The organism is Psychrobacter sp. CX5 (assembly GCF_057621535.2).
Genome location: NZ_CM177735.1, coordinates 1,088,820 through 1,115,502 on the forward strand (window position 1 = coordinate 1,088,820; position 26,683 = coordinate 1,115,502).

Consider the following 26,683-nt stretch of genomic DNA (forward strand, 5'->3'; position numbering starts at 1 on the left):
CATTTAGAAATAAACAATTTGTCCAATATGTTGGACATTAATCGACTGGTGTGCACTTTGATAAGCTTTACAAAAAAATAAAATCCCATTAGATTAAGTAATTGACTTCTAAATAAAGGCAAATATTTAATGACATTAAAAGAATATATTCATCAGTATTGCCACAAATACCATACTACTATTAGTCGTATAGCTGATCATGCTCATATATCGCGCAGTTCTTTATATAACTGGATGGAAGGAAATGGTAGTCCTACTGTTAGTAATCTTATTAAACTTGCTACCGCTCTACAGGTACACCCCCAATATCTAGTTCAACTTGAATGGATGCGATTTAATACATTAGGTAGCTCAGTCTATCCAATAGAACCTTTAAAAGAGCCTAAACTATGGTTCCATAATCATGTTGATTGCTCATACTTCATTTCCGAAACAATACCTGACGGGAGTATAGTCAAAACTGGCGAGAGATTTACTAAGACATGGCGTCTACAAAACACTGGAGAGGTGACTTGGAGAGATAGAAAACTACAGTGTCAGAATACCGATTTAATGACACTTGAACAGTTAGCACCTTTAGCTTCTAAACAAAGACTTCAAATTACTACAACTACGCCAACGGTAGATATAGCACTAACCTATCCTGGTGAAAGCGTAGATATATGTGTTGATTTTATAGCTCCGAATGCACCAGCCTCTGTTTTTTCCTACTGGAAAATGATAGACCATACAGGGCAGGTTTGTTACCCAAACAGTTTAGGAGTCTACTTATTAATTCATGTGATGTCCGCAGATTCGGCGCATATATAGTATTCCAAATCAGAATACTTTATTCTTAGCAGTTTATGAGGCACATTAGAGTCTTTAACAGATAAACTCATACTGAATCTGACATAAAAAAACCCTACTAAAGTTACCTCAACTTTAGTAGGGGTAATACTGAAATCAAAAGTATGATACTTTATTACTCGCTGACATTGTTTTGATCAACATCCACTTACATCACTCAACCGTGACACTCTTAGCTAAGTTCCGAGGTTGATCGACATCCGTACCGCGCATAACGGCCACATGGTAGGATAAAAACTGCACGGGGATACTATAGACAATAGGCGCTAAGTGTTCATTGACATCCGGTACATGAATGACATGCAGTCTCTCATCACTCACCAACTTGCTACTCTCACTGGCGAATACAAACAGCTCTCCATGACGGGCGTGAACTTCTTGCATATTGGCTTTAAGCTTATCAAGCATACTGTCTTTTGGCGCGAGTACCACGATTGGCATGTCTTTATCTACTAGTGCCAAAGGACCATGTTTCAGCTCTCCGGCCGCATAACCTTCTGCATGGATATAAGAGATCTCTTTTAGCTTTAATGCCCCCTCAAGAGCGATGGGATACTGAACGCCACGGCCTAAAAATAAAGTACTTTGCTTATTTTCAAACTTCTGACTCATCTCCTCAATCGGCTGATCTAACGCCAAGCTTCTATCAAGCTGGCCTTTCAAATCATGCATGCCCTCTATGATCGAGCTGAATACTTTGGCATCAATACGCTGTTGCACTTTACCCACTTTTAATACCAATAGCATTAAAGCGGCAAGTTGAGTGGTGAATGCTTTGGTTGATGCGACACCGATTTCCACCCCAGCGTGTGTGGGCAAGAAGATATCCGTCTCACGTACCAGTGATGAGGTGGCGACGTTACAGACACTTAAGCTCACCAGCCCTTTAATCTCGCCTTCTTTGACTCTGCGCTGAGATTCACGCAATGCAGATAACGTATCGGCAGTCTCACCCGATTGAGACAAACATACCACTAGCGTATCATCCATCACCACAGGATTACGATAGCGGTATTCACTAGCCACTTCTACTGAACAAGGCAGACGTGTTAAATTTTCAAACCAGTATTTGGCCACCATACCTGCATGATAGCTGGTACCACACGCCAATACTTGTATGTGACGCACACCTGCCAATGTCTCTTCATGTCTTTGTAAGAAACCCGCCTTTAAATCGTTGGTTTCTATGCCCATATCAAGCGTCAATGCCACCGCATCGGGCTGCTCATAAATCTCTTTAAGCATATAGTGCTTAAACTCACCTTTATCCGCATTATGATGTTTGGCATCTAATTCAGTGATATGACGCTCGACAGGCTTTCCATTCGCAAACACTTCAATGCTATCGCGTCTAATGATGGCAATATCACCTTCTTCTAAATACATAAAGCGGTTGGTTACGGGTAATAATGCCAATTGATCTGAGGCAATAAAGTTCTCACCGATGCCCACACCGATGACTAAGGGAGAACCTAAACGAACGGTAATAAGTTCGTCAGGATTATCGACATGAACGACACCTAACGCAAACGCCCCATGTAAACGCGGAACGACTTGTTCTACTGCTTTGAATAAATTATTGGTCTCTTGATAGGCTTCGGCGACTAAGTGCGCGACAACTTCTGTATCAGTCTGAGAGGTAAAGGCGTACCCTTTTTCGATCAACTCTTCTTTAAGGGGACCGTAATTTTCCACAATACCGTTGTGCACAACGGCGACTTTACCAGATACATGAGGATGAGCATTGTGCTGAGCAGGCTCACCGTGAGTTGCCCAGCGTGTATGAGCAATCCCTATATTACCTTTAAAGTTGGCGTCATCATTGGCAACGGCATCTACCAAGGCTTGTACCTTACCGACCTGACGCTCACGATGGAGCTGACCTTCACGAATGACCGTCAATCCAGCCGAATCATAACCTCGATACTCTAAACGCTTCAAACCTTCTAATAAAACACTAGATATATTACGTTCAGCGATTGCGCCGACTATTCCACACATATTCTATCCTCAATGTATTCTTTTTGATGCGCACCTTATCGCTGATAGCGTGATGTCATCTAGTTTGTATAACTTGTTCGCGATGCCTTTAGGGGCTGTATACTGCTTAAATATTGCTTAAGTTATCGTATGCTGACTTTTTGTCTTGTGACGTCTTCGATTTATAACATTTCTTTTATAGCACTTATTGGATAACTGACGTTATTTCTTAGTAGGACGCTGATAATTATCCTTTTGTACTTGACGTCCCCGGCCTATTGCCAGTGCATTGTCATCTACATCTTTCGTGATGACTGAGCCTGCACCTACGGTAACAGTATGACCGATTTTTACCGGTGCAACCAAGCATGAGTTTGTGCCTATGAATGAGTTATCACCAATGATGGTTTTATGCTTATTGACACCATCATAATTACAAGTAATCGTCCCTGCGCCAATATTCACATTACTTCCGACTTCAGCATCGCCAATATAGCTTAAATGGTTCACTTTGCTGCCTTGAGCAACCGTCGACTTTTTCATCTCGACAAAGTTACCCACTTTTGTGTTATCGCCCAACACAGTATGAGGACGTAGATGTGCAAAAGGACCGACAGTAGCCTCATTCCCTATCTTAGCTTCATCCAATACACAGTAAGGCTTTATATGCACATTGTCACCGATTTGACTGTCTTTAATGATACAGCCGGCCTCAATAGTCACATTATGACCTATCGATACGTTGCCTTGAAATATCACATTAACATCAACAAACACATCTTGACCAACGCTTATCTCGCCACGTATGTCCACACGTTTTGGGTCTGCAAACTGCACCCCTTTTACTTGCAAGTCTTCGACCAGTTTTGCTTGCCAACTGCGTTCTAGTTGAGCCAATTGTTGACGGTTATTAACCCCTTCAATTTCAAACGCTCGATCAGGCTCAATAGCGGCTATAGTAACTCCATCGGCAACGGCCATTTTCACAATATCGGTAAGATAGTATTCTTGTTGTGCATTATCATTTGACAACTGAGGTAGATATTTATGCAATAAAGCGTTGTCTACACAATAAATACCACTATTTATCTCTCGTATGGCTTGCTCTTCAGTAGTGGCATCTTTTTGCTCAACAATAGCGACAATTTTACCTTGTTCATTGCGTTTAATACGACCTAGACCAAAAGGATTTTCTACGGTTAAGGTCAGCATAGACAGCCCTTCCGTATTCGCCTCTTTTAGCTTCGTTAATGTCTCGGCGCCAACCAATGGCACATCACCATATAGAATTAAACTTTTACCGTCCTTGGGTAAATCATCCAACGTGACCCTCACTGCGTGACCTGTCCCTAACTGCTCGGTTTGCTCTACCCATGTCACGTTGTAGTCGGCCATCGCCTTTTGAACTTGGTCTCCGCCAAATCCATATACCACAATGGTTTTATCAACTTTGATACTAAGGCAGGTATCTAATACATGCGCTAATAAGGGTTTATTGGCTAAAGTTTGCAATACTTTAGGTCTAGCTGACTGCATGCGGGTGCCTTTGCCAGCGGCAAGAATGATCGTCGTAAGCGTGTTATCCATAAGTTTTCAACTATTAACAAAAGCGATAAAAATAAAGTCTATCAAATAAAAAATCTAATTGTTCATTCACACGTCATCATTATAAAAATATAGTCTTGAGGATAATTTAACTCCCTATCAAGAACAAATCATCAAACAGACCTAAGCTCTTTAAATAAGAATAATATAGAATCCAGCAATGTCAAAAAGGTCTGTAGCAAACTGCGAATTAAAAAAAGAGGCATTATTACAAAGCTAGGTTACATTTTTATTATATGCCTTTTTATAACAACTGTAGTGAAGTTCTCATTATTTAACGAGTTGTATTTAGGTCCCATAATTGGCGATTGACGTCTACAATGAATAGAAAGACACAAATTTTAAGAGGAGGGGTAAAAAACCAGCAGGCTAGCCACAATCATCAGCCAAGCGACTACCGTCATAATACCGGCTAAGATATCATCTAACATGATACCCAGTCCACCCGATACCTTAACATCCGCCCATCTAATAGGGTTGGGTTTAGTAATATCAAAAAAGCGGAATAATACAAAGGCCAAACCGATCGCAAACCAATAAGTACCCAGGGTCAAATACTGAGGGACATAGCTGATAATAAAGGATAGCGGAATTAAGCTTATCCAAATACCCGCCCACTCATCCCAAACAATATGCGGGTCATCATGAACTTGCATCAAATGAGAGGTGCGATCACATATCCATATGCCAATAATACTCGCAAATATGGTCAGCATTAAAAAAGCGATAAAACCCAACTGAAGCATCGGCAAAGCAATGACAAGCCCGCCTAATGTCCCCCAAGTACCGGGCGCACGCTTCGGTAACCCACTACCCAGTCCAATACCCAGCCAATAGACTATTTTATCAAGCAAAGTTGCGCCTATCGGTAAAGGCGGACAAGTATTTGCCTTGCGAATATCTGGTTTATGGCTCGGCGGTGTCTCTTTGGTATCATTTGAAGCAGACTGAGGTGACATATAAAGGCATTCCTTAAACTTGGTGTGCTAGTGAATAAAATGCTGATAGCCACTTAAGTCAGGTAACTGTGTAAACGGATAAGGGTTTTCTTGTGTTACCTCACTACCTTGATACAGCAGTTTTACACGCTGATTAATCGATGGATTAACCAAAGTATCTGAAGTAGGAGCTACTGGGGTTTGGCGGCTATTTTGAGCGCACTCTTGCGAGGCCCTATTATGCAAGGTGCTATCACAAGCTATTACCTCACCGATACAAGTTATTTGAGTATTCACCGAGGCCATAAACTCATCTGAAAGACTCACGGATGCTGGCAAGGTAAAGGCCAATTCATAATCGTCACCACCTGTCAATTGACACCGTAGTCTCTCACTTATCTCTATCTGCTGTAAAGGCTCACTAGCAGGTAACGTCTCTAAATCAACCCGCATAGCAACCCTGCTCTGCTGACAGATATGACCCAAGTCCTGCACCAATCCATCTGATATATCTATCATTGAGGTTGCTTGAGAAAGACGAGACAAGGTCTTACCCAATTTGACGCGTGGTGTGGGCATATGCAAGCGATGAGCAAGGTGTTGACCAACCTCATTGTCAGGGTGATATAAGGCATAACTGGCATCACCAACCGTGCCTGAGAGATAGATTTTATCGCCCACTTGCGCACCATGACGATATATTGGCGATACCCCTTTATGCATGATGCCATTAGCAGTTATACTGATGACCAGCTTATCACTACGAGTCGTATCACCACCGATCAGACGCACACCATACTGAGTACAAGCATGAAACAAACCCTTGGCAAATTCACTTAGCCAATCTTGATGCGCCAAGCGTTCAGGTAATGCCAAAGCCAGTAAAATACTATGCGGCGTCGCCCCCATAGCAGCGATATCAGAGACATTGACTACCACAGATTTATAGCCAATCGCAAAGGCCAATGATGACACCTGATCCCAATCCTCACTAAAGTGGCGCCCTTGAACCAGCGTATCCACACAGGTTACCCATTGATTGACTGAGCCGTTTAACGTCACCACTGCCGCATCGTCACCCAAACCTTTGGTGATTGCTGCCTGCTCAGCAGACTGACTGTCATCTTGCTGTTGATTAAGGTGCTGCTGGTTAAAATAACGTTCAATCAGCTCAAATTCCGTCATCCTGCGTCATCCTTAAAGAGGGGTTAATGCACAACTCATTCTCAATGTTTGTTGCTGTATTTAGAGAGTCTGCAAAGCTTTCTTTCACTCTGCTGATCTTAATTTAGACACTGTAGCTTTAAACACTGTAGTCCAGTATGAAAAGCGCTTTTTTTAAAGCTATCGTAAAATACTAAAATGCCGTATCATACAATGTCGGCTAGGCGTTAACTTTTGATTTAAGTTACTTTTTAGGCTTATTATTTATAGAGTTGCTTATTAGGTTTATTGGTTATGAAGTTACTTATTAAGTTTTTTGGATTTTAGACCAATCCTTGGTTTGGGCTGGCGTGTCTGCTCGGTTTGGGGAATGCTCGTATCCGCTGTTGTCTCTGAATCGAGCGACTGAGTGTCATTATCAACCTGACTGTCGCCATCCTTGGCTTTGTCAAAGCCGTTGTCTTTCGATGACGCTTCTTGTTGTTTGGCCTTCGCTTTGGTTTGTTGTTTTTTGTGCTTATAGCCACTACCGGTATCCGCTTCTACCTCAACTGCTCTAAGCTCTGCTGCAAGCTTGTCCATTACCGCATTGATTAGCTTATGGGCGTCGGTCGCCCCAAAGTGGGTATTGAGCTTCATCGCTTCATCGAGCACCACTTTATAGGGAATATGTAAGCTGTGCTTTAGTTCATAAGCACCAATGAGTAAAACCGCATGCTCAACCCTATCAATCTGATCAATACCGCGATCCAAGTGTTGAGCAATTAACGTTTCGAGCTCATCTATTTGCTGTGGAATCTCGCGCATCATCGTATGATAATAACCCAAGTGCACGGTATGCATGGCATTCGTAGCACGGGTACGCGCCGCAATATCATGGGGTGGATTTTCTTTCCATTCGACTTGACCTGACTGCTCAAAGCGACGATCTGTCATTAACCACTCATACAACCCTTGTAATGCAAAACGGCGTGCTTTTCGCACAGCAGTGTGACTTGTCTTATACGTGGATTCACTAATATCAAACTGATCATCAGACTTAGAGTCAGACTTAGAGTCAGACTTAGGGTCAAGCTTAGGGTTAGTATCTGACTGAAGATTTGAATGAGAGGTGTCTGCAGGTTGTACCGGATGTTGATTACTCATGGATATAAATACCTATCATCAAAGAGGGGCTTTGACGTTACTATGACTATGGATTTGGGTCTTTTTAAAACATCGGCTATAGCTGAATTAAAAGCTGCGCAAGCCTTTTAGGGTTAACAGACTCGGACTATGGTGTTAAACGCTCGCTATCGAAATTGGCGCTAAACGTTTTAAGACTGACGCATTATAAAAACTTAATGTTAAATCATGTCCTAACGTTAATCTGAGCGCCATACAAACAGGCAGCTTAACTTATTACACTAGTCTTCGTCTTCATCATAATCGACTTCAAGTTGCGACAGTACTGCAATCATCTCAAGCGCAACTAATGCAGCTTCAGCACCTTTATTACCGGCTTTAGTGCCTGAGCGTTCAATGGCCTGCTCGATACTATCAGTCGTAATAATGCCATTAATCACTGGAATATTGTAATCCATTGAGACACTGCTCAGACCATTGGCAGAGCTACCTGCAACGATGTCAAAGTGCGGCGTACTGCCTCGGATAACTGCACCTAGCGCCACGATGGCATCAAAGCGATCAGACTCAGCAGCACGCTGCGCCGCTAAAGGCAATTCAAAAGCACCAGGTACACGAATCACACTGATATTACTACCAGATACCCCATGACGTAATAAGGTATCTATCGCACCATCCACTAATGACTCGACGACAAAGGCATTAAAACGTCCAACAACGATACCAATACGGGCATCTGTATTTTGATATAAATTACCTTCAAGGTGAGTAATGGCGTCACGTTCTTTTTGTAAATCTTGCATAATGGCATCCTAATGAAATGATTAATAAGATCTATTTGAGCAAAATAGATAGATATGAGCAGGCAGATATATATGAATAAAAATGACTGTTATCATAACATTTTTTGAGGATAAAATTAGCAGTGATTTGTTGTTATTAGTTCGGTTATTCAAGACAAATCATCCGCTTTATAAGCAGGCTAACAAGGGATATACATCTCTGGTAAACAGACGTTTCAATGACGAAAATGGCTTAAAGACGCATCTCAATGCCCTGTTCTGCCATAAACTGTTTTGCTTCACTGACGGTATACTCACCAAAATGAAAGATACTGGCTGCCAATACTGCATCCGCACCGCCTTCGAGCACCCCATCGGCCAAATGCTGCAAGTTGCCCACACCGCCCGAGGCAATCACTGGGATATTGACACGGCTAGTGATGGCTTTCATAAGTGCTAGGTCATAGCCTTTTTTGGTGCCATCGCCGTCCATTGAGGTAACCAATAGCTCGCCTGCACCCAAGTCTGCCATTTTTTCTGACCAAGCAACGGCATCTATTCCTGTTGGTTTACGCCCGCCGTGCGTAAATATCTCCCATCTTGGCTGGCCATCGATATCCTCTACTCGCTTCGCATCAATCGCCACCACAATACATTGACTGCCAAACTTAGCGGCCGCTTCTCCCACAAACTCTGGCGTAAACACTGCGGCTGAATTGATGGCAACTTTGTCCGCTCCAGCATTTAATAAGTTACGAATATCTTCAAGTTTACGAACGCCTCCGCCGACAGTAAGGGGGACAAATACCGTTTCAGCAATACGCTCGACCATGTCATACGTGGTTTCTCGCCCATGGTGAGTGGCAGTAATGTCGAGAAAGGTAATCTCGTCTGCTCCTTGCTCATTATAACGCTTAGCTACTTCTACTGGATCGCCTGCATCTTTAATATCGACAAACTGCACCCCTTTTACCACACGGCCATTATCAACATCTAAACATGGAATAATTCGTTTTGCTAACATCGGTTGCGCCTTATGAGTTCGATGACATTCATCTTGGTTAACGTTTAGCTTATTAGTATTCTATTGCCGCATTTTAGCAAAATTAAACACTCGATTTTTGCTAAAATTGAGTGATACCTCAACTTATACCAAATCTATAAATCAACCTATAGAGAAAGGCGAATACAAACGCTATAAATAATAGGTTTAGTGAGCCTGACAAAGATAGGTTGTTTTATAGAAAAGGTATTAGCCTTGGTGGGTGGTGGGTAGATATCTTGTGGCTAAAAATAGTCCATTTATTTAAAATAGTTCTTTAATAGATGTCATACACCGACCCTATTATTCAGGGCACCTTTTATAACACAGTTTTTATACCATAGCTGTTTTAACATTGCTTTTATAAAACAGTGTTTAAAATAAGATAACATCAATGCAGTCAAAGGCATCATACGTCACACTTAAGACTTATTATTGAGTGAAATGCTCCTTGTCAGCTTAAGTATATAATGAGAGTATGAATATGCTATATAATCTTCAAATTATTTATCTAAATATTTTTAACAACACTCTAAAATAAAAACCTTTAAACAATTGATACCAAATCTGAAATTAACCTATCGAAGAAGGCGAATGCCAATGCGACACACAGTCCATATAATGAGCCTGCCCGACTCTATCAAGGGTAGATTATTTTATAGATTTGGTATTACTCATCTTTAATAGCCCCATAAGAGAAGCTCATGTCTGTTTATACCCATCTGTCTCATGACCAATTTACTGATTTTTGCCAAACCTTTGGGGTGTCATTTGCCAAGGCCATTCCCATCACTCAAGGCATCAAAAACTCAAACTGGTTTATCCAAACCACAGAAGATGATGACGGTGAGTACTCGTATGTATTTACCTTATTTGAGGAGCGTCCCCCTTCTGATATCGCCAAAATGGCAGCTATCCTAAATCGTCTTAAAGGCACGCTACCTGTTGCAGCCCCCTTAGCCAAACAATCCAATGAAGCTAAAGAGAAAGCTGAAGACTTTGATGATTATTTGATCCATTATGAAGGTAAAGCCATTACATTAGTGCCCTGCTTATCTGGTAGCCATCCGACCATTACCACCGCTAACATGTGTTACAAAATGGGAAAAGCGTTGGCCACATTGCACAACAGCCTTCAGAGTTTGACACCCGCTGAAGACTATGAAGTCCCTTTGTATCCTTGGCATGAAGTGCGTGATCGCGAAATTCAGTTTATGCCAGCCGATGAAGCCAAACTGATGCAAGATATCTGGCAAAGCTATGAGACTTTGCCTTTATCAAGCTTACCGCAAGGGTTGTGTCATTTAGACATGTTTGCCGATAATACCTTATGGGATCTTAGTGAAGGTAAGGAACAGCTAACCGGCTTGCTTGATTTTACTGAGGTTAGCATTGAACATTATGTGATGGATATTGCCATTACCATTAATGACTTTTGTACCACATGGGGCGATGCGGGTGATGGTGAGTCGGTCAACTTTAACACCCAAAAAATGAACGCCTTTATTGATGGCTATCAAAGTATACGTCCCTTAAATGAAGCAGAGCAAGCGGCCATGCCTACTATGCTGGCTATGGCTGCAGTTACTTTTTGGTTACTACGCTTAAATGTGATTTATTATAACCGTGAGCAAGGTCGTACTGGCGATAATATCATGGTGAAAAACCCAGACTTGATGAAGCGTTTAGCCGCTTATCATTGGGGTGAGGTAGAAAAATTACGTCATCAACAGCAGACGGTCTATGTGCTAGAACATGCCCGCTTCAAAAATGACAATAGGGATGATATCCTTGAGGATTGTTCTCTTGTTGGGATATTCACTAGTGAGGGTCAAGCGCGGGCTGCGATAGAAAAAGTTAAAGACAAGCCGGGCTTTAAAAATTATCCGAATGGCTTTCATATTGATGCCTATCCCTTAGGTGAGATCAATTGGTCTTCTGGATTTAGTGACTCTTAAGCCTAGTTTGTTTTAACTTAGAGTCTTCTTTTAATGAAAGGTTTGTTTCACGTGAAACAATAATTAAATAGTCAATTTGCAAAGCGTAAGGTCTATTTGATCAGACTCTGATGTTTATGATCAAACGTTACTATCGACTAAATATATTAATCAAAATCAATGATCTGCACGACTGGTCCTGATTTGCCAAAAGGAAAATATAATGAGCGACCACATTGATGACTGGCATAAGCTGGCTAGCTATGACACCAATATTCAGGGTGAACTGCATGCCAACTTATTAAAGAATAATGGTATCCCTGTGTCTGTACAAACGTTAAGTGCCATACCTGGCATGAATTCAGGCAGTGTCATTTGGGTTAAAAATGATGATTTAGAGACCGCAAAACAAATCTTAGATAATATTGATAAAGGTTCTATTGCCAACGAATTAGACGATAACTTAGACAATGGTTTAGACAGTGAGTTAGACAGTCGCTTAGAAAATGAGGCTGATCAGACCAATGTTAATCAGCCAATTAGAGACCAAGGTGGTGAGTTATAAATGTGTCAGTTATTAGGCATGAATGCCAACACTCCGACAGACATTGGATTCAGTTTTTCGGGTTTTCAGCACCGAGGTGGTAATACAGACCATCATAACGATGGTTTTGGGATTGCCTTCTTTGAGCCGAATAGGTGTACGACTTATGCAGACGCTGACACGAATGATACTGACTCTACTGAGATTGATAAGGCTAACACCGCCAAAAATCGCAGCCGTGGGCTTAGAGTCTTTCACGATGATAAGCCTAGCTTTGAGTCGCCCGTCGCTGAATTGATAAAAAACTATCCTATCAAAGCATTAAATGTAGTTGCTCATATTCGCAAAGCCACTCAAGGAACGAATTGTCTGGCTAATACCCACCCCTTCGTTCGTGAAGTGTGGGGCGAGCAGTGGGTGTTCGCTCATAATGGGCAAATGACCGAAGGTTTTATTAAGCGTTGTCAGCGTTTACAGGATAATGGTAATAGTGAGTATTGCCGCCCAGTCGGTACCACAGACTCAGAAGCTGCTTTTTGTTACCTTATTAATCGTTTGAAATCGACTTATAAAAAACGACCTTCGGACGAAGAGCTGTTTAAATTTTTGACCGCTCAATGTCGCTATTTAGCGGCTAATGGGCTCTTTAACTGTTTGTTATCTAATGGAGACTGGCAACTGGCTTATGCCAATTCGTTATTATTTTATCTAACACGTAAGGCGCCGTTTGGTGAAGCTAAGCTTGCCGATGATGACTTATCAATTAATTTTAGTGATGTCACGACCGATAAAGACAAAGTCACTATTTTGGTAACCGTTCCTTTAACTGAAAATGAACAGTGGCAACAATTAGCGGTCAATGAGTGCTTGGTATTTCGTGACGGTGACATTCTGTTCCAAGACACACCAAGCTTACGCAAATATTTAACCATTGAAGAGGGTATCGCCATAGCGCGCGAGGTTGGGGCGAGCCTTTAAAATTAATTGTTGATTATTGGCAGTTATACATTGGCGGTTATATTGCTTGCTATTATCGTTAAGAGTCACGCAACACAAGATATGCAACACAATAATTGTGAGCTCTATCGCTATACACCCTATGCTAACCCTTCATACCTAATAGACCCTAAGCGTCTTATCACAGATACTGGCGACAGCAGCGCTTAAACTTTTCGCCTGAACCACAAAGACATGGCTGTTTTTGAGTCAGGCGAATTGGGACAGTTGGGTCTAAAAAATACCACTTTGCTGTGGATGGCGCTGTGGATGGTGTTGATAATTGTTCGATGGTAGTTGCCACCCCTTGCCCCGCTTTTAGTTTGACAAATGTGGACCGCTCATGATGGGCTAAGAGCACAGATTGACCAGACTGTAAGTCATGATAATAGGCTTTAAACTCGACTTGAGCATGACGCTTGCCAAGCTTTGGGTCGTGATGCACTATTTGTAAGCCGGCCCAATCGGTTTGTGACGCCCATTCCTGAATTGCTGACCTATCAAGATATGCTTGCTGAGCAGGCACTGTCGTAGACACGATATAGTCGGTGAATGCTAAGACGAACGCCGAATAACGAGAGCGCATTAAGGCTTCAGCACTTTCGGCGACTTCCCTACCCTCATGTAACGGCTGACAGCACTCACTATAGGTAAGTTGACTATTTGGTTTATCTAATTTCGAGTCTAGAGCTCTTAGAGCATGACTCTCCTGACTAGATTTGGGCGTAGTAGACTCAAAACGTTGAGTGTTTGGCTCAGTCAGCTGTATGCGACAGGGACAGATTTTGGATATCATATTTTAAGCCTCTAAACGATGTTGATAAAACCATCGATTCATTATCATTGACGAAACTCTAACAGATACTAGGGTCGTTAGACAAAACTGAGACGGTTACTATGCTACTAAATACACTTTGTTCTAGCGCACTTGCTCTTACCACTGCGTGTTATACAGCACTAAACGAGACACAAGACCCGTTGAACGATACTGTTAACCTTCTCCTTGATGGCTCTCTCAACAATGCTATTGCTGCCTCTAATATCTATACATCCAAAGACAGCGCGCCTTATCCAATAGCACCTGACAAAATAGCACCTGACAAAATACAGCCTCACCTAGTAGAGCCTGACAATGCAGCGTTTGACCAACAATCATATGAAGCGTTACCTAGCCACACCACACCCTCCTCTATTTTCAATCCCTCTAAATCAAATGCCTCTGAGACTAGTACACCTAAGCCTAGAGCAACCCAGTACTTAATTGGTGCTGGTAAAGCAGATATTACTGGAGCTGCCGCTGAGACAGGCATGTTTGGTTATGCTGCTGAACAGGTGGTTGAGGGTCTTAACGACCGTTTATATGCGCATGCTTTTATTATTGCAGAAGACAACTCAAGCTCACATCAGTCGCTACAGTCTGAACAAAGTCATCATGTAGACACTACTCATGACTCAGGCGCTAAGGTTAATTCAGACGCACATTATAATTCAAAAACCTATTCCAATATTGACAAAGATAACGACAAAGATAATCCATCAGAGCATCGTGTGGTTTATGTTTCAGCAGACATGGGCGCCATGTTCACTGCCGTGAAACAAGCCGTCATTAAAAAGCTACACACAAAATATGGCACGCTTTACACCGATAGTAATGTCATGCTTACGGCCACCCATACCCATGTCGGCAATGCTGGCTACTCTCATCAAAGACTGTATCAAATTGCCAGTAAAGACGACACCGGTGCCGGCTATAGTAGCCAAAACTTTAACGCCATAGTTGACGGTATTGTCACTTCAATTGAGCGTGCTCATCACTCATTGACCCCAGGTACCTTATCTATAGCTCAAGATAAACTGCAAGGCGCTACGAAAAATCGCTCAGTATCCGCCTATAATATGAATCCTGATGCCAAGCAATACGATAGCAACGTCAATGAGCTGATGACCCAATTGCGCCTCGACGCCCTAGATGGTACGCCTTTAGGTCTGATCAACTGGTTTGCGATACATCCGACCAGCTTTAGTAACCAATTCGAATATTTGAGCGCAGACAACAAAGGGGTGGCTCAGCTCGGTATCGAATCCTCCATGGCTCAGCGCTATGGGCATCCGTTTGTTGCCGCTTTCGCCAATGCTGATGAAGGGGATGTGGTAGCTGCAGGGGGTAATGCCAACTCAGCTCCTGGTTTTGAAGGCAGTGATAATGAGTGGGATAATGTCGTCCGTGATGGATCACTCCAGCTTAACAAGGCGCTTGATCTGTGGGACAAGGGACGACTAGTATCAGGTTCTGTGTCGACTCGCTCGCGTTGGATCGACTTAAATGGCTATCAGGTTGATGCTAAATTTACAGATGGCGCTGGTAACAAGACGTTATGCCTACCGGCACGTGGCTATTCTTTTGCAGCGGGTGCTGAAAATGGTCCCTCAAATATCCCTGGCATATATGAAGGAATGACTCGTGATACCTTACGCATCTCTGATAGCGTCAATAAAGTAGATACTTCTGTTGTCGGCAGTGTTACCCGAGGTGCTTTTAGCCTTGTATCGTCAGTCAATCAAGATGACTGTCAGGCACAAAAGCCAGTCTTACTTCCGACGGGGCAATGGGGCTGGGTCACTAGCCAACAACCGGTGCAACTGATGCGCATTGGCAATCTTGCTATTGTCGCCATACCAGGTGAACCTACCACAATGGTAGGACGGCATCTACGCTCTGCGGTACTTGAACAATTAAAACCAATAGGAGTAGATACGGTAATAGTAAACGGTCTCGCTAATAACTATACAGGTTATATAACAACGCCTGAAGAGTACGCCTTACAGCATTATGAAGGGGCATCCACCGAGTATGGGCCCTATCAAAGTAATGCCTTTATCCAAGAATATACCCAGTTGGCGCAAGCGATACGAGAAGACACTAATATAGACAGCGCTATTGCACCACCTGATCGTTCTGCTCAAAAGTTTGCTGAAAGACCAGGGGTACTCTACGATGACAAGCCGATACATCAACACTGGGGACAAGTACTAACACCGCCCACACTGAGCTATCAAAAAGGCGAGACCGCTCACGTTGTGTTCCGTGGCGCCCATCCAAAAAATAATCTGCGTACCGAAGATACCTTTTTAAAGGTACAACGCTTAATAAATGGACAGTGGGTAGATTATCTTACCGATAGAGACTTCGATACCACCTACCATTGGCAACGTGAAGGGGTTGCGTATAGTAGGGTTACGATTGAGTGGCGAATCTCTGATAAGACGCCCACTGGCACCTACCGTATTGTCCATCAAGGCGATTGGAAAAACGGTTGGGACGATACCATCACCCCTTATTCGGGTCGATCACGCTCTTTTGAGGTTCGATAAGTCACGGCTAAGGTTTACTAAGACTAGGTTTAAAAGATAAGTACTATTAGAACCACCCACCCATTAATTGATACCGTACTTATTTATAGCAAAGCTAATTTATAGAATAACTAATGTATAGCATAGCTAACAGACAAAAAAAGCCAGACTTCTAGAGTCTGGCTTCTTATAATAAGGTGTCTTTAATCGCTTATAGTAGTTGAATTATGTATGAGCTATTAGTCATACACTTCAAGCATACGATTTTAGATTAACTTATTTCTTTTTCCACGTTTGGCTACGTGAGAATGGACCTAAGTGACCTTTAAGTTTTAAAGTATTACCACTTAGCGTCGCAGTTAAGCGATATGTTTTACCGTTTTCTGGATCAGTGATTTTACCACCACTATACTTACCACCACCATCAGCTTTCAAACCTGAGATCACCGTGCGACCAACATACTTTTTACCTTCAGCACGGTTAGTAGAGATGATTTTACCAGTTAAGGCACCACCAGACTCAGTAATTTTGATAAGCGCTTTTGGCTCACCATCGTCATACGTTTGCCAAGTCGTGTTGGCTAACGGATCAGCAGCCATAGCGACTGTTGCAAGACCTAGAGCTGAAAGAGCTAAAACAGATTGATTTAATAATTTCATAATGCGATTCCTTTCGAGAGAAAATGTTAACTTGAGTACTTAAAACTAAATACAAGCCATAAGAGAGATTAGCTTAAAATTGAAAGTTGTCTAAATAATTAGCAGCTAATCTATTATGTCGTAATTCATGGTTTGGATATCTTAGAGGCTCAAGGTAGAGCGGTCAAGATATTTTTTATTTATCTGCCATGAGTGCTATAACTGATTATAACGATAATTTTATCAAAAAAAAGCACTAAATCAACAAACTATTGCCCTTACCTTTTTTTAGTGTAAGAGTTATGAAAACGGATTGTCTATCTTCTTACTGGTTTGCGTCTGCTCGCTTACAATAGACTCTTTTGTTGCCGTATCGTGAAGGTTTCCCGCGGTTTTTGCCTTTTGTAACTCATCGACTATCGCTTGAAAAACGTGCTGAAGCTTTAACGCTTGCTCTAATCCTGCTTCACTTTTAATAATATCTATATCCCCATAGACAGTGACTTTATCTGTTTGGTTCTCAAACACCAACTCCCCTATCTGCATACTTTGATGGTCATTTTGATAAGGCAAAAATGCTGTTGTCTCAAAGCTTGGATTGTTTTCAGTCTTATTGTCTGGAATGTCTGGAATGTCTGGATGTTTCATAATGCATATCCCTTAATTGCGCATCAATATAAGTATCCATAAAAAGTACAGGATAAATGTCCGCAAAATTACAAGTCATATCCATATTACCAAGAACCTGTGCTTTATGCGTCATTATCTAAACGGTTATTTTGACAAAAAATTATCAACAATCCAACGTAAGATTTCAATCAAAACAAGATACCAAAGAGGCTCATCATCTGCTTGATTAGAGCTTTTAGTGCTACTGTCTCTATCAGTAATATCACTGACGCTTGTGGGCAATGCCATGGCGACTGCTTTAGATTCTGAAGCAATAGCGGGAAAGACATCAATACCAGATCGCAGAGCGAGCTCATCAATACTAATAACTTCTATGCGCTCGCTATCATCATTAGGCGCATAATAGGCGCCCGCCTCACCCGTAGCAGGAATAAATATGGCTTTAAACATATGTGTCGGTACCAAGACTCGATCATGTAACTGAGTCAGCTTACTGCCTTTAAACGCCACACCCGTTATGACGTAAACCTCACCGTATTTTTTAGTTAAATATCGGGTCACAGATTCGATATTGCGCCAGACATAACGGTTATTTTTAGGAGATTGAGGCACGATATTGGCAAGACTAAAGCTGTCATATTGCTGACGAGTATTGGCCATATCTGCATTAGGTGCCAGATGCCCTCGATCAAATCCTGAGTTTTTGTAGTCTGATATTTCTGCCCTTAGAGACTCAGGCAGTCTGCTTTCACTATGAAAGCTGTCCTCTCTTGGAATTTCCTCTGCTTGATCAAGTCGTTTCCGTGTAATGTGTTCAGCTGACCACAGCGGGGTGCGCGATACGCCTGAGTATAAAGTAGCAAAGCCTTCAAAGCACAAGGGGACACTTCGTTTGATGACCCTGTCGTCGATATAATCTGGTGCCGTGGCAGCATAAAAGTTTTGATCACAGTCTCTAAAATCTGTTGCCCACGCCCCTGTAGACAGACCCGTACTGCTCATTAATGCTAAACAAAACGGTAACACTCTGTGAAAGCTCATTGTAGACGCTTTAGGTAAATACACCACCGCCTTTAGAGCCATTAACCCAGCTATTAATACCCTCGTGATTACTGATAAAAGCATTAAAAATATAGGTATTAATAAAGGTATTTTTAAAAATCGTACTATTAATAAGGACATTAAGATTAAGGGAACTTTATATCGCATTGTTTGGTCATGACCACTTACCACGTTTACCGCCTCTACTTTGACCAAGTTACCTACTGTTAACTGCTGCTTTTACGCCTTGATTATAAGTGCCAGCTATATGCGTTATATGTCATAAATTATCAAAAAAAAACTTTGTTTTTAATAAGATAGCGCTGGTCAATAAAGGCAAAAGAAGGTCATGCTACCAATGGTTATAGCAAGTGTAAAGCGTTGAGTACAATTAAACGTCATTTGGTGACGCACTCAATGCTCAGATTTGTCGAACCAAATGTGAAAATATAGAGTCAATATAGGTCGAATTACCGACAATAAATAAAACGGATCGCTAAGGATGACATTTGACTTGCCTTTAGGTATACTATATCGCTCAAAACGGTGAAGTGGCTGAGTGGTCGAAAGCGCACGCCTGGAAAGTGTGTATACGTTAATAGCGTATCGAGGGTTCGAATCCCTCCTTCACCGCCAATTTTGTTTTTCGCTTTATTCTATAACCCCCTTCCCCCCTATATTGCATAGTTCCTTATTGCTTAGTGCCTTATTACAAAGTGCCTTGCCAATATTTCCTCAATATTTTTAATATTCATTGTCCATGACTAATTTGGCTTTTCTAACATTTCCGATAGTATGTTGAATCAACGCTATGTTGAGTTGAATTAAAATTAACCCTCATCTTCCTATATCCATAATCCTTAAAATCCTAATCAGATTATATAGTCTTGCTATTATAAAGCTCAAAACTTGAGCCGTAGGTTCTGTTTCTCTACTCCGCACGTTACACATTCGGCAAACCAAGTTTTAAGTTTGCTTATAAATCAGCTTGTATCGAAACCATACCTTTTCTATAAAACGACCTATCTTAATTAAGTTTGTCAGAATTTAATGTGACCCATATTTAGGTATTGTCTCCTGTCTTTTTTAGTACTAAAAATAAAAGACACATCCGCATTATAGGGTTATGTTCTCCAGACCTTCAAAACAGTTCATCTCTTTCTAATACCTTCATATAACTTTTAATAATGCTTATTATCATGTCTTTTCAGTCCTTTATTTTAGCCCTTATATACTTATCTCTTGTTCTATACCTTTCTGTTAGAGAACTATTCACTAAATAAGTATCTATATAGCAATATTTAATAACTAACTTAAATTTTCTGTAAAAATTTATTGACATTTAAGCAACAAATTAATATAAATAAAACTTAACTCATAGTTTCAACATTCCGAATAATCTGAATGTTTTGACTACATTATTTTGTTCTATTTTCTAATTAATCAATTGAATAATATGAGGGAAGTATGAAAAAGGTTTTTCTAAGCGTTGGCTTATTGGCGCTATTAATGCAAGGCTGTGCGACACCACACGTGGTTCAAACTAAAAAAGTTAGTGACGCAAGTTTGACATGTCAGCAAATTGTCTCTGAAATTGAAGAGGCGGAAAGATTTGAAAAAGAAGCACGTGATGAACGTAAAGTTACCGGTAAAAACGTCGCAGCTGCGGTGCTATTCTGGCCAGCGTTAATTGGCACTTACTCTAATACTGAAGAAGCTATCGATGCCGCTAAAGAACGCCGTAATAACCTAACCAAGCTTTATGAGCAAAAAAATTGTAAATAATTTATGAGTGATTACTCTCAATAGATTTATCTTTGTCAATCTTAATAAGGGCCTACCGCAGAGCTGTGGTAGGCTTTTTTAATCAAATAAAATTGTCATGCGCTGCATTATACTGTCTAGTTACGTTTTTTGTTGTTCTGTTATAAGAATTACTATATCCTTTGATTAAGCATACTCAATGAAAGAGCGCCTATTAAAATATTGATTTATCTAAGACTTTTAAATCATTTAATTTTTTATCTATCTTAATACAGGTAGTCAGGCCTCAGAGCTAAATGCTATTTGATACTCACCATTTTCTGACACGCAAGCAAATACCCTGCACGCAGCGTTAAAAGGACTTTTACATGCCAGCAATTAAGCCTCTTAGTACCCTAAAATCACTATCTCCACGTACCTTAAACCATACCGGCTATCTTGCTATTGCCAAAACTCGCGCCAAAGCCTTGCAAGCATTTGCCATGGTAGTACCTATACCTAGACCGCAACTCTTTATAGGTGAACAATCGTGCTTCGAGCTTTGCGATATGATGATCAATGAAGGCGCCACAAATATCTTGATTGTGACCGATTCTGTTTTAAACAATTTGGGTATCCCTGACAAAATAACTCGGTATTTAAAAGAGCATAATGTTGACTATCATCTGTATGATGGCATCACACCAGATCCGACTTTCAGTGTGGTTGAAGAAGGTCTAAATCACTCGATAAACCATAACTGCGATGCAATCTTAGCGTTAGGTGGCGGCTCTGTCATCGATGCGTCCAAAATTTTGGCCATCAGTCAAGCCACAAAGCGTAAGCCGCAAAAGCTGATGGGATTGCTAAAAGCTTCAAAATGTATGCCGCTATATTGTATCCCGACTACTGCAGGCACTGGCTCGGAAGCGACGCTTGGCGCCGTAGTGTCAGATGATAAGACGCATCAAAAATCCATTTCAATAGACCCAAGAATGGTGCCTTTAGCTGCCGCGATAGATCCGACTATTATGCAAGGTATGCCCCCTCATATCACAGCGGATACGGGTATTGATGTTCTGACTCATGCGCTAGAAGCGTGGATGAGTGTGAACGCCAGTAGTGAGACAGACTATTATGCCGCCTCTGCCACCAGAACGGTGATGCAGTATCTACCCCTTGCCTATAAAGATGGGAATGACCTGAAGGCACGGGAACAGATGGGTATTGCTGCCCACTACGGTGGTATAGCCTTTAATAAAGCGGGCTTAGGTTATGTGCATGCTATTGCTCACCAGTTAGGGGCTTATTATGGTGTACCCCACGGTCGTGCGAATGCCATTGTGTTGCCTTATATACTTGATATCAATCGAGAGGTCAGTAAAACAAGGCTTGCTCACTTAGCTAAAATAACGGGCATTATCGATACGACTGGCGCAAAAGTAGATGATCGTGATTTGGCCGACTATTTTATCGAGCATGTCAGCACTTTAATCAAAAAGTTGAATATAGATAATACCGTTAAGGGTATGCAAAGTAGTGACTTTAAGAAAATTGCCAAAGCTGCTGCTAAAGAAGTTCGTGATACATATGCCGTCCCTAGATATCTCACGGCTTTACAGATTATCAATATCCTTAACAAAATTAAAGCTGCAAGCGAAACGTAAGGCTTAAGGCTACAGTCGCCGTTCTAACGATTAGTGTTTTACTGACTAAACGAAAATTAAGCTGTTGCATTACTTGAAGCTTGCACTGCTAAAACTTGCGTTATCAAAAGCTAGTTGATCCCAATAGGGTTCATCCCCTATTTGCTCAACGATAAAATCGATAAAACAGCGACAACGCTGTGATAAAAATTTATTCTTAGGGTAGACGGCATAAGCATTTAACGTAGGGAGTTGGTACTGCGTCATCAAAGGTATCAACTCACCACTGGCGATCGTCTCATAGGCAATGAAGGTTGGTAAAAAGGCAATACCTTGACCTTTTACTGCCATTTTTATCAAAAAGTCACCATTATTGGCCTTCATCTTTGATGTCGTGTCTATTTTGTGAGACTTGCCTTCTGAATCGATTAATACCAAGCTGTTTTGTTTGTTAAACCCATATTGTAAAAAAGAATGCTGTTGCAAGTCCGCTAAAGATTTGGGCATACCTGCTTGTGCAATATAGTCTGGACTGGCACATAAAACATACCGAATGACCGTGAGGCGTCTTGCTTGATAGCTTGAGTTCTTAAGCTCTCCAATACGAATAGCCAGCTCATACCCCTCTTCGATCAAGTCCACTCGCCTATCTGAAAAGTCCAATTCAAAATCTAAGTTTGGGTGCTGAATAGCGTAGCTGTCAATGATGTCACTAAGGTGCATCAATCCGAATGACAATGGCGCCGTTATTTTCAACGTACCTTCAATGTGGGCTTTGACGCCACTAATTTCTTCATTAAGCACCGCCACATCACCAAGAATAATGCGTGCCTGTTGGTAATACTGCTCACCGGCTTCCGTTAAGGTCGAGTTACGCGTAGTGCGGTTGATAAGCTGAGTTTTTAATCGATCTTCTAGATCTTTTAGACGGCGACTCACTGCCGATTTTGCGATATCCAATTGTTCAGCAGCTTTAGTAATACTGCCCGCCTCCACGATACGCACAAACAGCGACATATCTTCTAACTGTCCCATACCACTCCTCGCAGTCCAACCTTTAATGCTATTTAAAAAAAATTTAATACAAGCCTGTTATAGTCTCTCAGATTCTGTTATTAACCAAATAACAACCTTAGTACTACTCTGTAACTCAAATAAACTGGATATTCTTATGTCCTGATTAATTGGCGTTGAAGAATGTTTTGAAGAGAACTTTAAAAGCACACTACCGAAAATATTGTCTACCATATCTAGATATTATCTTATCGATGAAGGCAAGAGCGAACTCAGCAAATAGTAGGTTCAACGTGTCTGAGAGACAGGTAATTTTATAGAGAAGGTATTAACCATCAAAAGGGATTTAGTATCTTTGAAGGTAAACTAAATGCTATTGTTCTCAAAATCTGAATTATCATTTGCAATTTGAGTGGTTTATTTCTTCTGCGTCAACAATTAGTATAGCACCACAAGAGTAAAGGTATAAACAATAAACAAAAACTGATGTACATTAATTAACGTTAGGAGAACCTTATGAACAATGCACTTCGTTATGCTGCTCCATTAGGCCGTCTATTATTAGTCGTACTATTTATCATGTCAGGTTGGTCAAAAATATCTGGCTATGAAGGTACGCAAGGTTATATGGAATCTATGGGTGTGCCTGGAGGATTACTTCCTTTGGTCATTGCTTTAGAAATATTAGGTGGTATTGCTGTTCTTGTCGGGTTTAAAGCACGCTGGATTGCCTTGATCCTTGCTATTTTCACCATCGCATCTGCTGTCATATTCCATGCTGATTTTGCTGATCAAAACCAAATGATGCACTTTATGAAAAACCTAGCTATTGCTGGTGGTTTCTTAATGATTGCAGGCCATGGCCCTGGCGCTTTATCAATCGATAAAGATAAATACACCTATCCAGAAGACTATGATCGTCGCCCAACACGCACCCTTTAATAGCGACACCTTTCTATATATCTAACAATATATAGTATAATTTTCTGACTTTTAAGCTACTATAAACGACTGATATTGACATGGTTGATATCAGTCGTCTTTTATTGTGTGCTAACTTATTGTCGCGTGCTAACTGATCGCTCTATTAGCGTCTCGTTTTAACAGTCAAGTTTAACTTTATAGGATGATTAGGGTGTCAGCTCTGAGCGAACTCAGATGTTTTTGACACACTTGGCTAATACACTAGTCGAGTTTATAGGAGAGTAACATGAGCACTACTTCAAACCCCGAAGCACACCAGGGCTGGTGGAAGCGCTTTGAGTCTACCATTTTACTTACCCTTGTGGGCGGTGCCATTAATACGATAGGCTTTGTTGCCTTGCTAGGCTTCTTCACCAATCATGTCACAGGAAACTTAGTGATGGCTGGTGCAGGGATGGTTAAAGACGATAAAGGCCTATGGATAAAACTTGGTGCCTTACCGGTATTTATCATTACCGTTATGATCACTCAGCGTATTATTCACCTAAGACAGTCAGGTCAACCGATCTTAAGCCAACTCTTGTTTGCAGAAGTTGCATTTTTAACCGCCTTTATGATTTCCGCTTTAGTGTTTGGCCCCTTCGATACTGCCGGTGCGTGGGATGTTGCGATTACAGGTTTCTTAGGTTTGATGGCGTTTGCTATTCGTAACACAGCAAACAGAACCGTCATGGGTAAAACCCGCCCAACTCTATTAATGACAGGTAATACCACTCAGTTTGGAATGGATCTGTCAGATTATGTCTTTAACCGCACCCAATGTAATATGGATAGCTTAAAGTACAGCTCAACTGTGGTATTTAGTTTTGTTTTCGGTGCATTTGCCGGTGCTGTTTTGTATTTATATATTGGTTTTTGGTCGATTGCACCTTTTATCATTGCCATACTATATCTTGCTTTAAAAACTCGCAATGTCCAGTATCTTAAGCATCAGAATATGTATAGCGAGTCTTAAGCAGTCAACAGATCTACGTTTTATGACAGGTTTTTATTTAGTATGGTTAAATAATTGTGATAATTCATACATAACTTACAAACCCATTACTAAACAATACCAACTTTATAAGGTCATTAAATTAGCCAATGCTATTCTAAATCTGTATTGGAACTTTAAGTTTTAATGGTTTTTAGAACTATTTTATTAAGTACTATTTAGAAATAATCATTGTTTCGATACAATTTATTTTCTTATTTGTTTAAATTAAAATAACTTATAACGAAGGATATTTTCATGTTTAGCTCTAAATCGGATAGTCAAAAATATACTTATAATCGCTTAAACAAAGATGACGCCGTGGTCTTGTTTGTCGACCATCAAGCAGGCCTTTTGTCTTTAGTGCGCGATATTGAACCTGCAGAATTCAAAAGCAATGTTATGGCACTAGCCAATTGTGCCGAATATTTTGATCTGCCAGTAGTCTTGACGACCAGCTTTGAAGACGGTCCAAATGGTCCTATCATGCCTGAACTTAAGGAAAAGTTTCCTAAAGCGCCATATATTGCGCGTCCAGGCGAAATTAGTGCTTGGGACAACCCTGACTTTGTAAAAGCGGTTAAGAAAACAGGTCGCAAGCAAATTATCATTGCTGGTATTGTTACCGAAGTATGTGTTGCATTCCCTGCCCTAGCAGCGCTTGAAGAAGGCTATGAAGTATTCGTTATCACGGATGCATCAGGTACATTCAACGAAATTAACCGTCACTCTGCATGGTTACGTATGCAACAAGCTGGCGCGCAACTGATGCCATGGTTTGCAATGTCTAATGAATTACGTCGTGACTGGCGTGAGGATATGGAAGGTTATACTCAATTATTCTATGAAAACATTCCTGCCTATGCCCCTCTTATTGACAGCTATAACAAGTTAACTGGCAAGAAATAAGACGTATAAGGTTAACTCGCTTAGCCGATACAGAGAGTAGTAAAAAAGACATCATTGTTTTAGCATCAAAAACGACAATGCCACATCTGATGAGATGTGGCATTTTTCATTTAATTAGCGAGAGCATTTGGTATGTTTAGTCGAACAATCACGCCTTATGGCGTTGCATTGTGAAAAACAGAATTATCTTGATACTCAGGATGCTTGTCAATATAGGCCTTAACATAAGGGCAGATTGGCTTAACCCGTAAATTATTGTCAGCGGCATAGTCTAAAAGATACTTTACCAAATATCCTGCTATTCCGCGTCCACCAAGCTCTTTTGGCACTTCGGTATGTAAATAGGCAATACCCTTTTCGCCCGCACTGGTTGTAAAGTAGTCATAGTCCTCAAAGGCGACATGTCCATCAACATGAATCTCAAAGCGTTTGGCTTCTTTATTATCAACGACATCGTATTTAGGGTGTTCATTATTGGTCATAGTGATACTCTTTTTTATTTAGTTAAATGCTCAGTGTTATTTGCTTTATTCACTTTATTTGCTTTTTTAGCAACATAAATATTAAAGCTATTTCAGGTTTATTAACCCATTTACTAACTCATAATAGCTATTGAACGCTCTAACGTCTAGTGATGATGTGTAGCTACCTAAAACTCTATAAAATAATATTTTAAATCATTAACATACTAAGGACTTGAAAAATTTGTATAAACCCTTATTATGTAGCTATATTAAATTTTAATACTTATTAGTTAAGTTTTATTAATATAAAATAAACATCCGGTTAAG

Annotated in this window: 23 protein-coding genes and 1 tRNA gene; 11 read left to right on the forward strand and 13 right to left on the reverse strand. The window is 40.9% G+C overall.

What is annotated here, in order from left to right; all coding sequences use genetic code 11:
* The first annotated feature begins 129 nt into the window (after positions 1-129).
* Positions 130-810, forward strand: coding sequence for an NBR1-Ig-like domain-containing protein (locus AC21OG_RS04180; RefSeq protein ID WP_487376024.1), 681 nt, complete (start codon positions 130-132; stop codon positions 808-810).
* Between the two features lie 192 nt (positions 811-1,002).
* Here AC21OG_RS04180 and glmS read toward each other — a convergent pair whose 3' ends face one another.
* The 7 genes from glmS to hisF form a co-directional block, all read right to left on the reverse strand.
* Positions 1,003-2,850 carry a glutamine--fructose-6-phosphate transaminase (isomerizing) gene (gene glmS, locus AC21OG_RS04185; RefSeq protein ID WP_487376025.1) on the reverse strand — a complete coding sequence of 616 codons (1,848 nt, stop codon included), beginning with the start codon at positions 2,848-2,850 and terminating at the stop codon, positions 1,003-1,005.
* 201 nt (positions 2,851-3,051) lie between these two features.
* Positions 3,052-4,416, reverse strand: a complete 1,365-nt coding sequence (gene glmU / locus AC21OG_RS04190) for a bifunctional UDP-N-acetylglucosamine diphosphorylase/glucosamine-1-phosphate N-acetyltransferase GlmU (RefSeq protein ID WP_487376026.1) — start codon at positions 4,414-4,416, stop codon at positions 3,052-3,054.
* Positions 4,417-4,775: 359 nt separating this feature from the next.
* On the reverse strand, positions 4,776-5,393 hold the full coding sequence (locus AC21OG_RS04195) for a phosphatidylglycerophosphatase A family protein (RefSeq protein WP_487376027.1): 618 nt from the start codon (positions 5,391-5,393) through the stop codon (positions 4,776-4,778).
* A 27-nt stretch (positions 5,394-5,420) separates the two neighbouring features.
* Positions 5,421-6,557 (reverse strand): thiamine-phosphate kinase, encoded by a 1,137-nt coding sequence (thiL, locus tag AC21OG_RS04200; RefSeq protein WP_487376028.1) that lies wholly within the window; start codon positions 6,555-6,557, stop codon positions 5,421-5,423.
* 279 nt (positions 6,558-6,836) lie between these two features.
* On the reverse strand, positions 6,837-7,682 hold the full coding sequence (nusB, locus tag AC21OG_RS04205) for a transcription antitermination factor NusB (RefSeq protein WP_487376029.1): 846 nt from the start codon (positions 7,680-7,682) through the stop codon (positions 6,837-6,839).
* Between the two features lie 260 nt (positions 7,683-7,942).
* Positions 7,943-8,464 (reverse strand): 6,7-dimethyl-8-ribityllumazine synthase, encoded by a 522-nt coding sequence (gene ribH, locus AC21OG_RS04210; RefSeq protein ID WP_486545178.1) that lies wholly within the window; start codon positions 8,462-8,464, stop codon positions 7,943-7,945.
* 232 nt (positions 8,465-8,696) lie between these two features.
* The gene (gene hisF, locus AC21OG_RS04215; protein ID WP_487376031.1) at positions 8,697-9,467 is read right to left on the reverse strand and encodes an imidazole glycerol phosphate synthase subunit HisF; all 771 of its coding nucleotides are present in this window, start codon (positions 9,465-9,467) and stop codon (positions 8,697-8,699) included.
* A 722-nt stretch (positions 9,468-10,189) separates the two neighbouring features.
* On the opposite strand from hisF, the gene AC21OG_RS04220 reads away from it, so the two are divergent.
* From AC21OG_RS04220 to AC21OG_RS04230, 3 genes are all read left to right on the forward strand, one after another.
* Positions 10,190-11,443, forward strand: a complete 1,254-nt coding sequence (locus AC21OG_RS04220) for a homoserine kinase (protein ID WP_487376032.1) — start codon at positions 10,190-10,192, stop codon at positions 11,441-11,443.
* Between the two features lie 202 nt (positions 11,444-11,645).
* Positions 11,646-11,987: a putative signal transducing protein gene (locus AC21OG_RS04225; RefSeq protein WP_487376033.1), complete on the forward strand. Its 342-nt coding sequence runs from the start codon at positions 11,646-11,648 to the stop codon at positions 11,985-11,987.
* Positions 11,988-12,944: a class II glutamine amidotransferase gene (locus AC21OG_RS04230; protein ID WP_487376034.1), complete on the forward strand. Its 957-nt coding sequence runs from the start codon at positions 11,988-11,990 to the stop codon at positions 12,942-12,944.
* 160 nt (positions 12,945-13,104) lie between these two features.
* Here AC21OG_RS04230 and AC21OG_RS04235 read toward each other — a convergent pair whose 3' ends face one another.
* Positions 13,105-13,758 (reverse strand): YchJ family protein, encoded by a 654-nt coding sequence (locus tag AC21OG_RS04235; protein WP_487376035.1) that lies wholly within the window; start codon positions 13,756-13,758, stop codon positions 13,105-13,107.
* A 101-nt stretch (positions 13,759-13,859) separates the two neighbouring features.
* Here AC21OG_RS04235 and AC21OG_RS04240 point away from each other — a divergent pair, with 101 nt between their 5' ends.
* Positions 13,860-16,334: a neutral/alkaline non-lysosomal ceramidase N-terminal domain-containing protein gene (locus AC21OG_RS04240; RefSeq protein WP_487376037.1), complete on the forward strand. Its 2,475-nt coding sequence runs from the start codon at positions 13,860-13,862 to the stop codon at positions 16,332-16,334.
* Positions 16,335-16,589: 255 nt separating this feature from the next.
* Here AC21OG_RS04240 and AC21OG_RS04245 read toward each other — a convergent pair whose 3' ends face one another.
* The 3 genes from AC21OG_RS04245 to AC21OG_RS04255 form a co-directional block, all read right to left on the reverse strand.
* The gene (locus AC21OG_RS04245; protein ID WP_486545188.1) at positions 16,590-16,973 is read right to left on the reverse strand and encodes a DUF2147 domain-containing protein; all 384 of its coding nucleotides are present in this window, start codon (positions 16,971-16,973) and stop codon (positions 16,590-16,592) included.
* 279 nt (positions 16,974-17,252) lie between these two features.
* Positions 17,253-17,600: a hypothetical protein gene (locus tag AC21OG_RS04250; protein ID WP_487376038.1), complete on the reverse strand. Its 348-nt coding sequence runs from the start codon at positions 17,598-17,600 to the stop codon at positions 17,253-17,255.
* Between the two features lie 126 nt (positions 17,601-17,726).
* On the reverse strand, positions 17,727-18,623 hold the full coding sequence (locus tag AC21OG_RS04255; protein ID WP_487376039.1) for a DNA/RNA non-specific endonuclease: 897 nt from the start codon (positions 18,621-18,623) through the stop codon (positions 17,727-17,729).
* A 545-nt stretch (positions 18,624-19,168) separates the two neighbouring features.
* Between AC21OG_RS04255 and AC21OG_RS04260 the strand changes: the two genes are divergently transcribed.
* The 3 genes from AC21OG_RS04260 (at position 19,169) to AC21OG_RS04270 (ending at position 22,033) form a co-directional block, all read left to right on the forward strand.
* Positions 19,169-19,259 (forward strand) — tRNA-Ser (locus AC21OG_RS04260).
* A gap of 831 nt (positions 19,260-20,090) precedes the next feature.
* The gene (locus AC21OG_RS04265) at positions 20,091-20,408 is read left to right on the forward strand and encodes a hypothetical protein (RefSeq protein ID WP_487376040.1); all 318 of its coding nucleotides are present in this window, start codon (positions 20,091-20,093) and stop codon (positions 20,406-20,408) included.
* A gap of 347 nt (positions 20,409-20,755) precedes the next feature.
* Positions 20,756-22,033: an iron-containing alcohol dehydrogenase gene (locus AC21OG_RS04270; protein ID WP_487376041.1), complete on the forward strand. Its 1,278-nt coding sequence runs from the start codon at positions 20,756-20,758 to the stop codon at positions 22,031-22,033.
* Positions 22,034-22,102: 69 nt separating this feature from the next.
* Here AC21OG_RS04270 and AC21OG_RS04275 read toward each other — a convergent pair whose 3' ends face one another.
* Positions 22,103-23,047, reverse strand: a complete 945-nt coding sequence (locus AC21OG_RS04275) for a LysR family transcriptional regulator (protein ID WP_487376042.1) — start codon at positions 23,045-23,047, stop codon at positions 22,103-22,105.
* 495 nt (positions 23,048-23,542) lie between these two features.
* Here AC21OG_RS04275 and AC21OG_RS04280 point away from each other — a divergent pair, with 495 nt between their 5' ends.
* From AC21OG_RS04280 to ycaC, 3 genes are all read left to right on the forward strand, one after another.
* Entirely contained in the window at positions 23,543-23,968 is a 426-nt protein-coding gene (locus AC21OG_RS04280; protein WP_487376043.1) for a DoxX family protein, read from the forward strand.
* Positions 23,969-24,236: 268 nt separating this feature from the next.
* Positions 24,237-24,965, forward strand: a complete 729-nt coding sequence (locus tag AC21OG_RS04285) for a YoaK family protein (protein WP_487376044.1) — start codon at positions 24,237-24,239, stop codon at positions 24,963-24,965.
* Positions 24,966-25,241: 276 nt separating this feature from the next.
* Entirely contained in the window at positions 25,242-25,892 is a 651-nt protein-coding gene (ycaC, locus tag AC21OG_RS04290) for an isochorismate family cysteine hydrolase YcaC (protein ID WP_486545198.1), read from the forward strand.
* 155 nt (positions 25,893-26,047) lie between these two features.
* Here the strand turns inward: ycaC and AC21OG_RS04295 are convergent, their stop codons facing one another.
* Positions 26,048-26,374, reverse strand: a complete 327-nt coding sequence (locus AC21OG_RS04295; RefSeq protein ID WP_486545200.1) for a GNAT family N-acetyltransferase — start codon at positions 26,372-26,374, stop codon at positions 26,048-26,050.
* Positions 26,375-26,683: the final 309 nt, after the last annotated feature.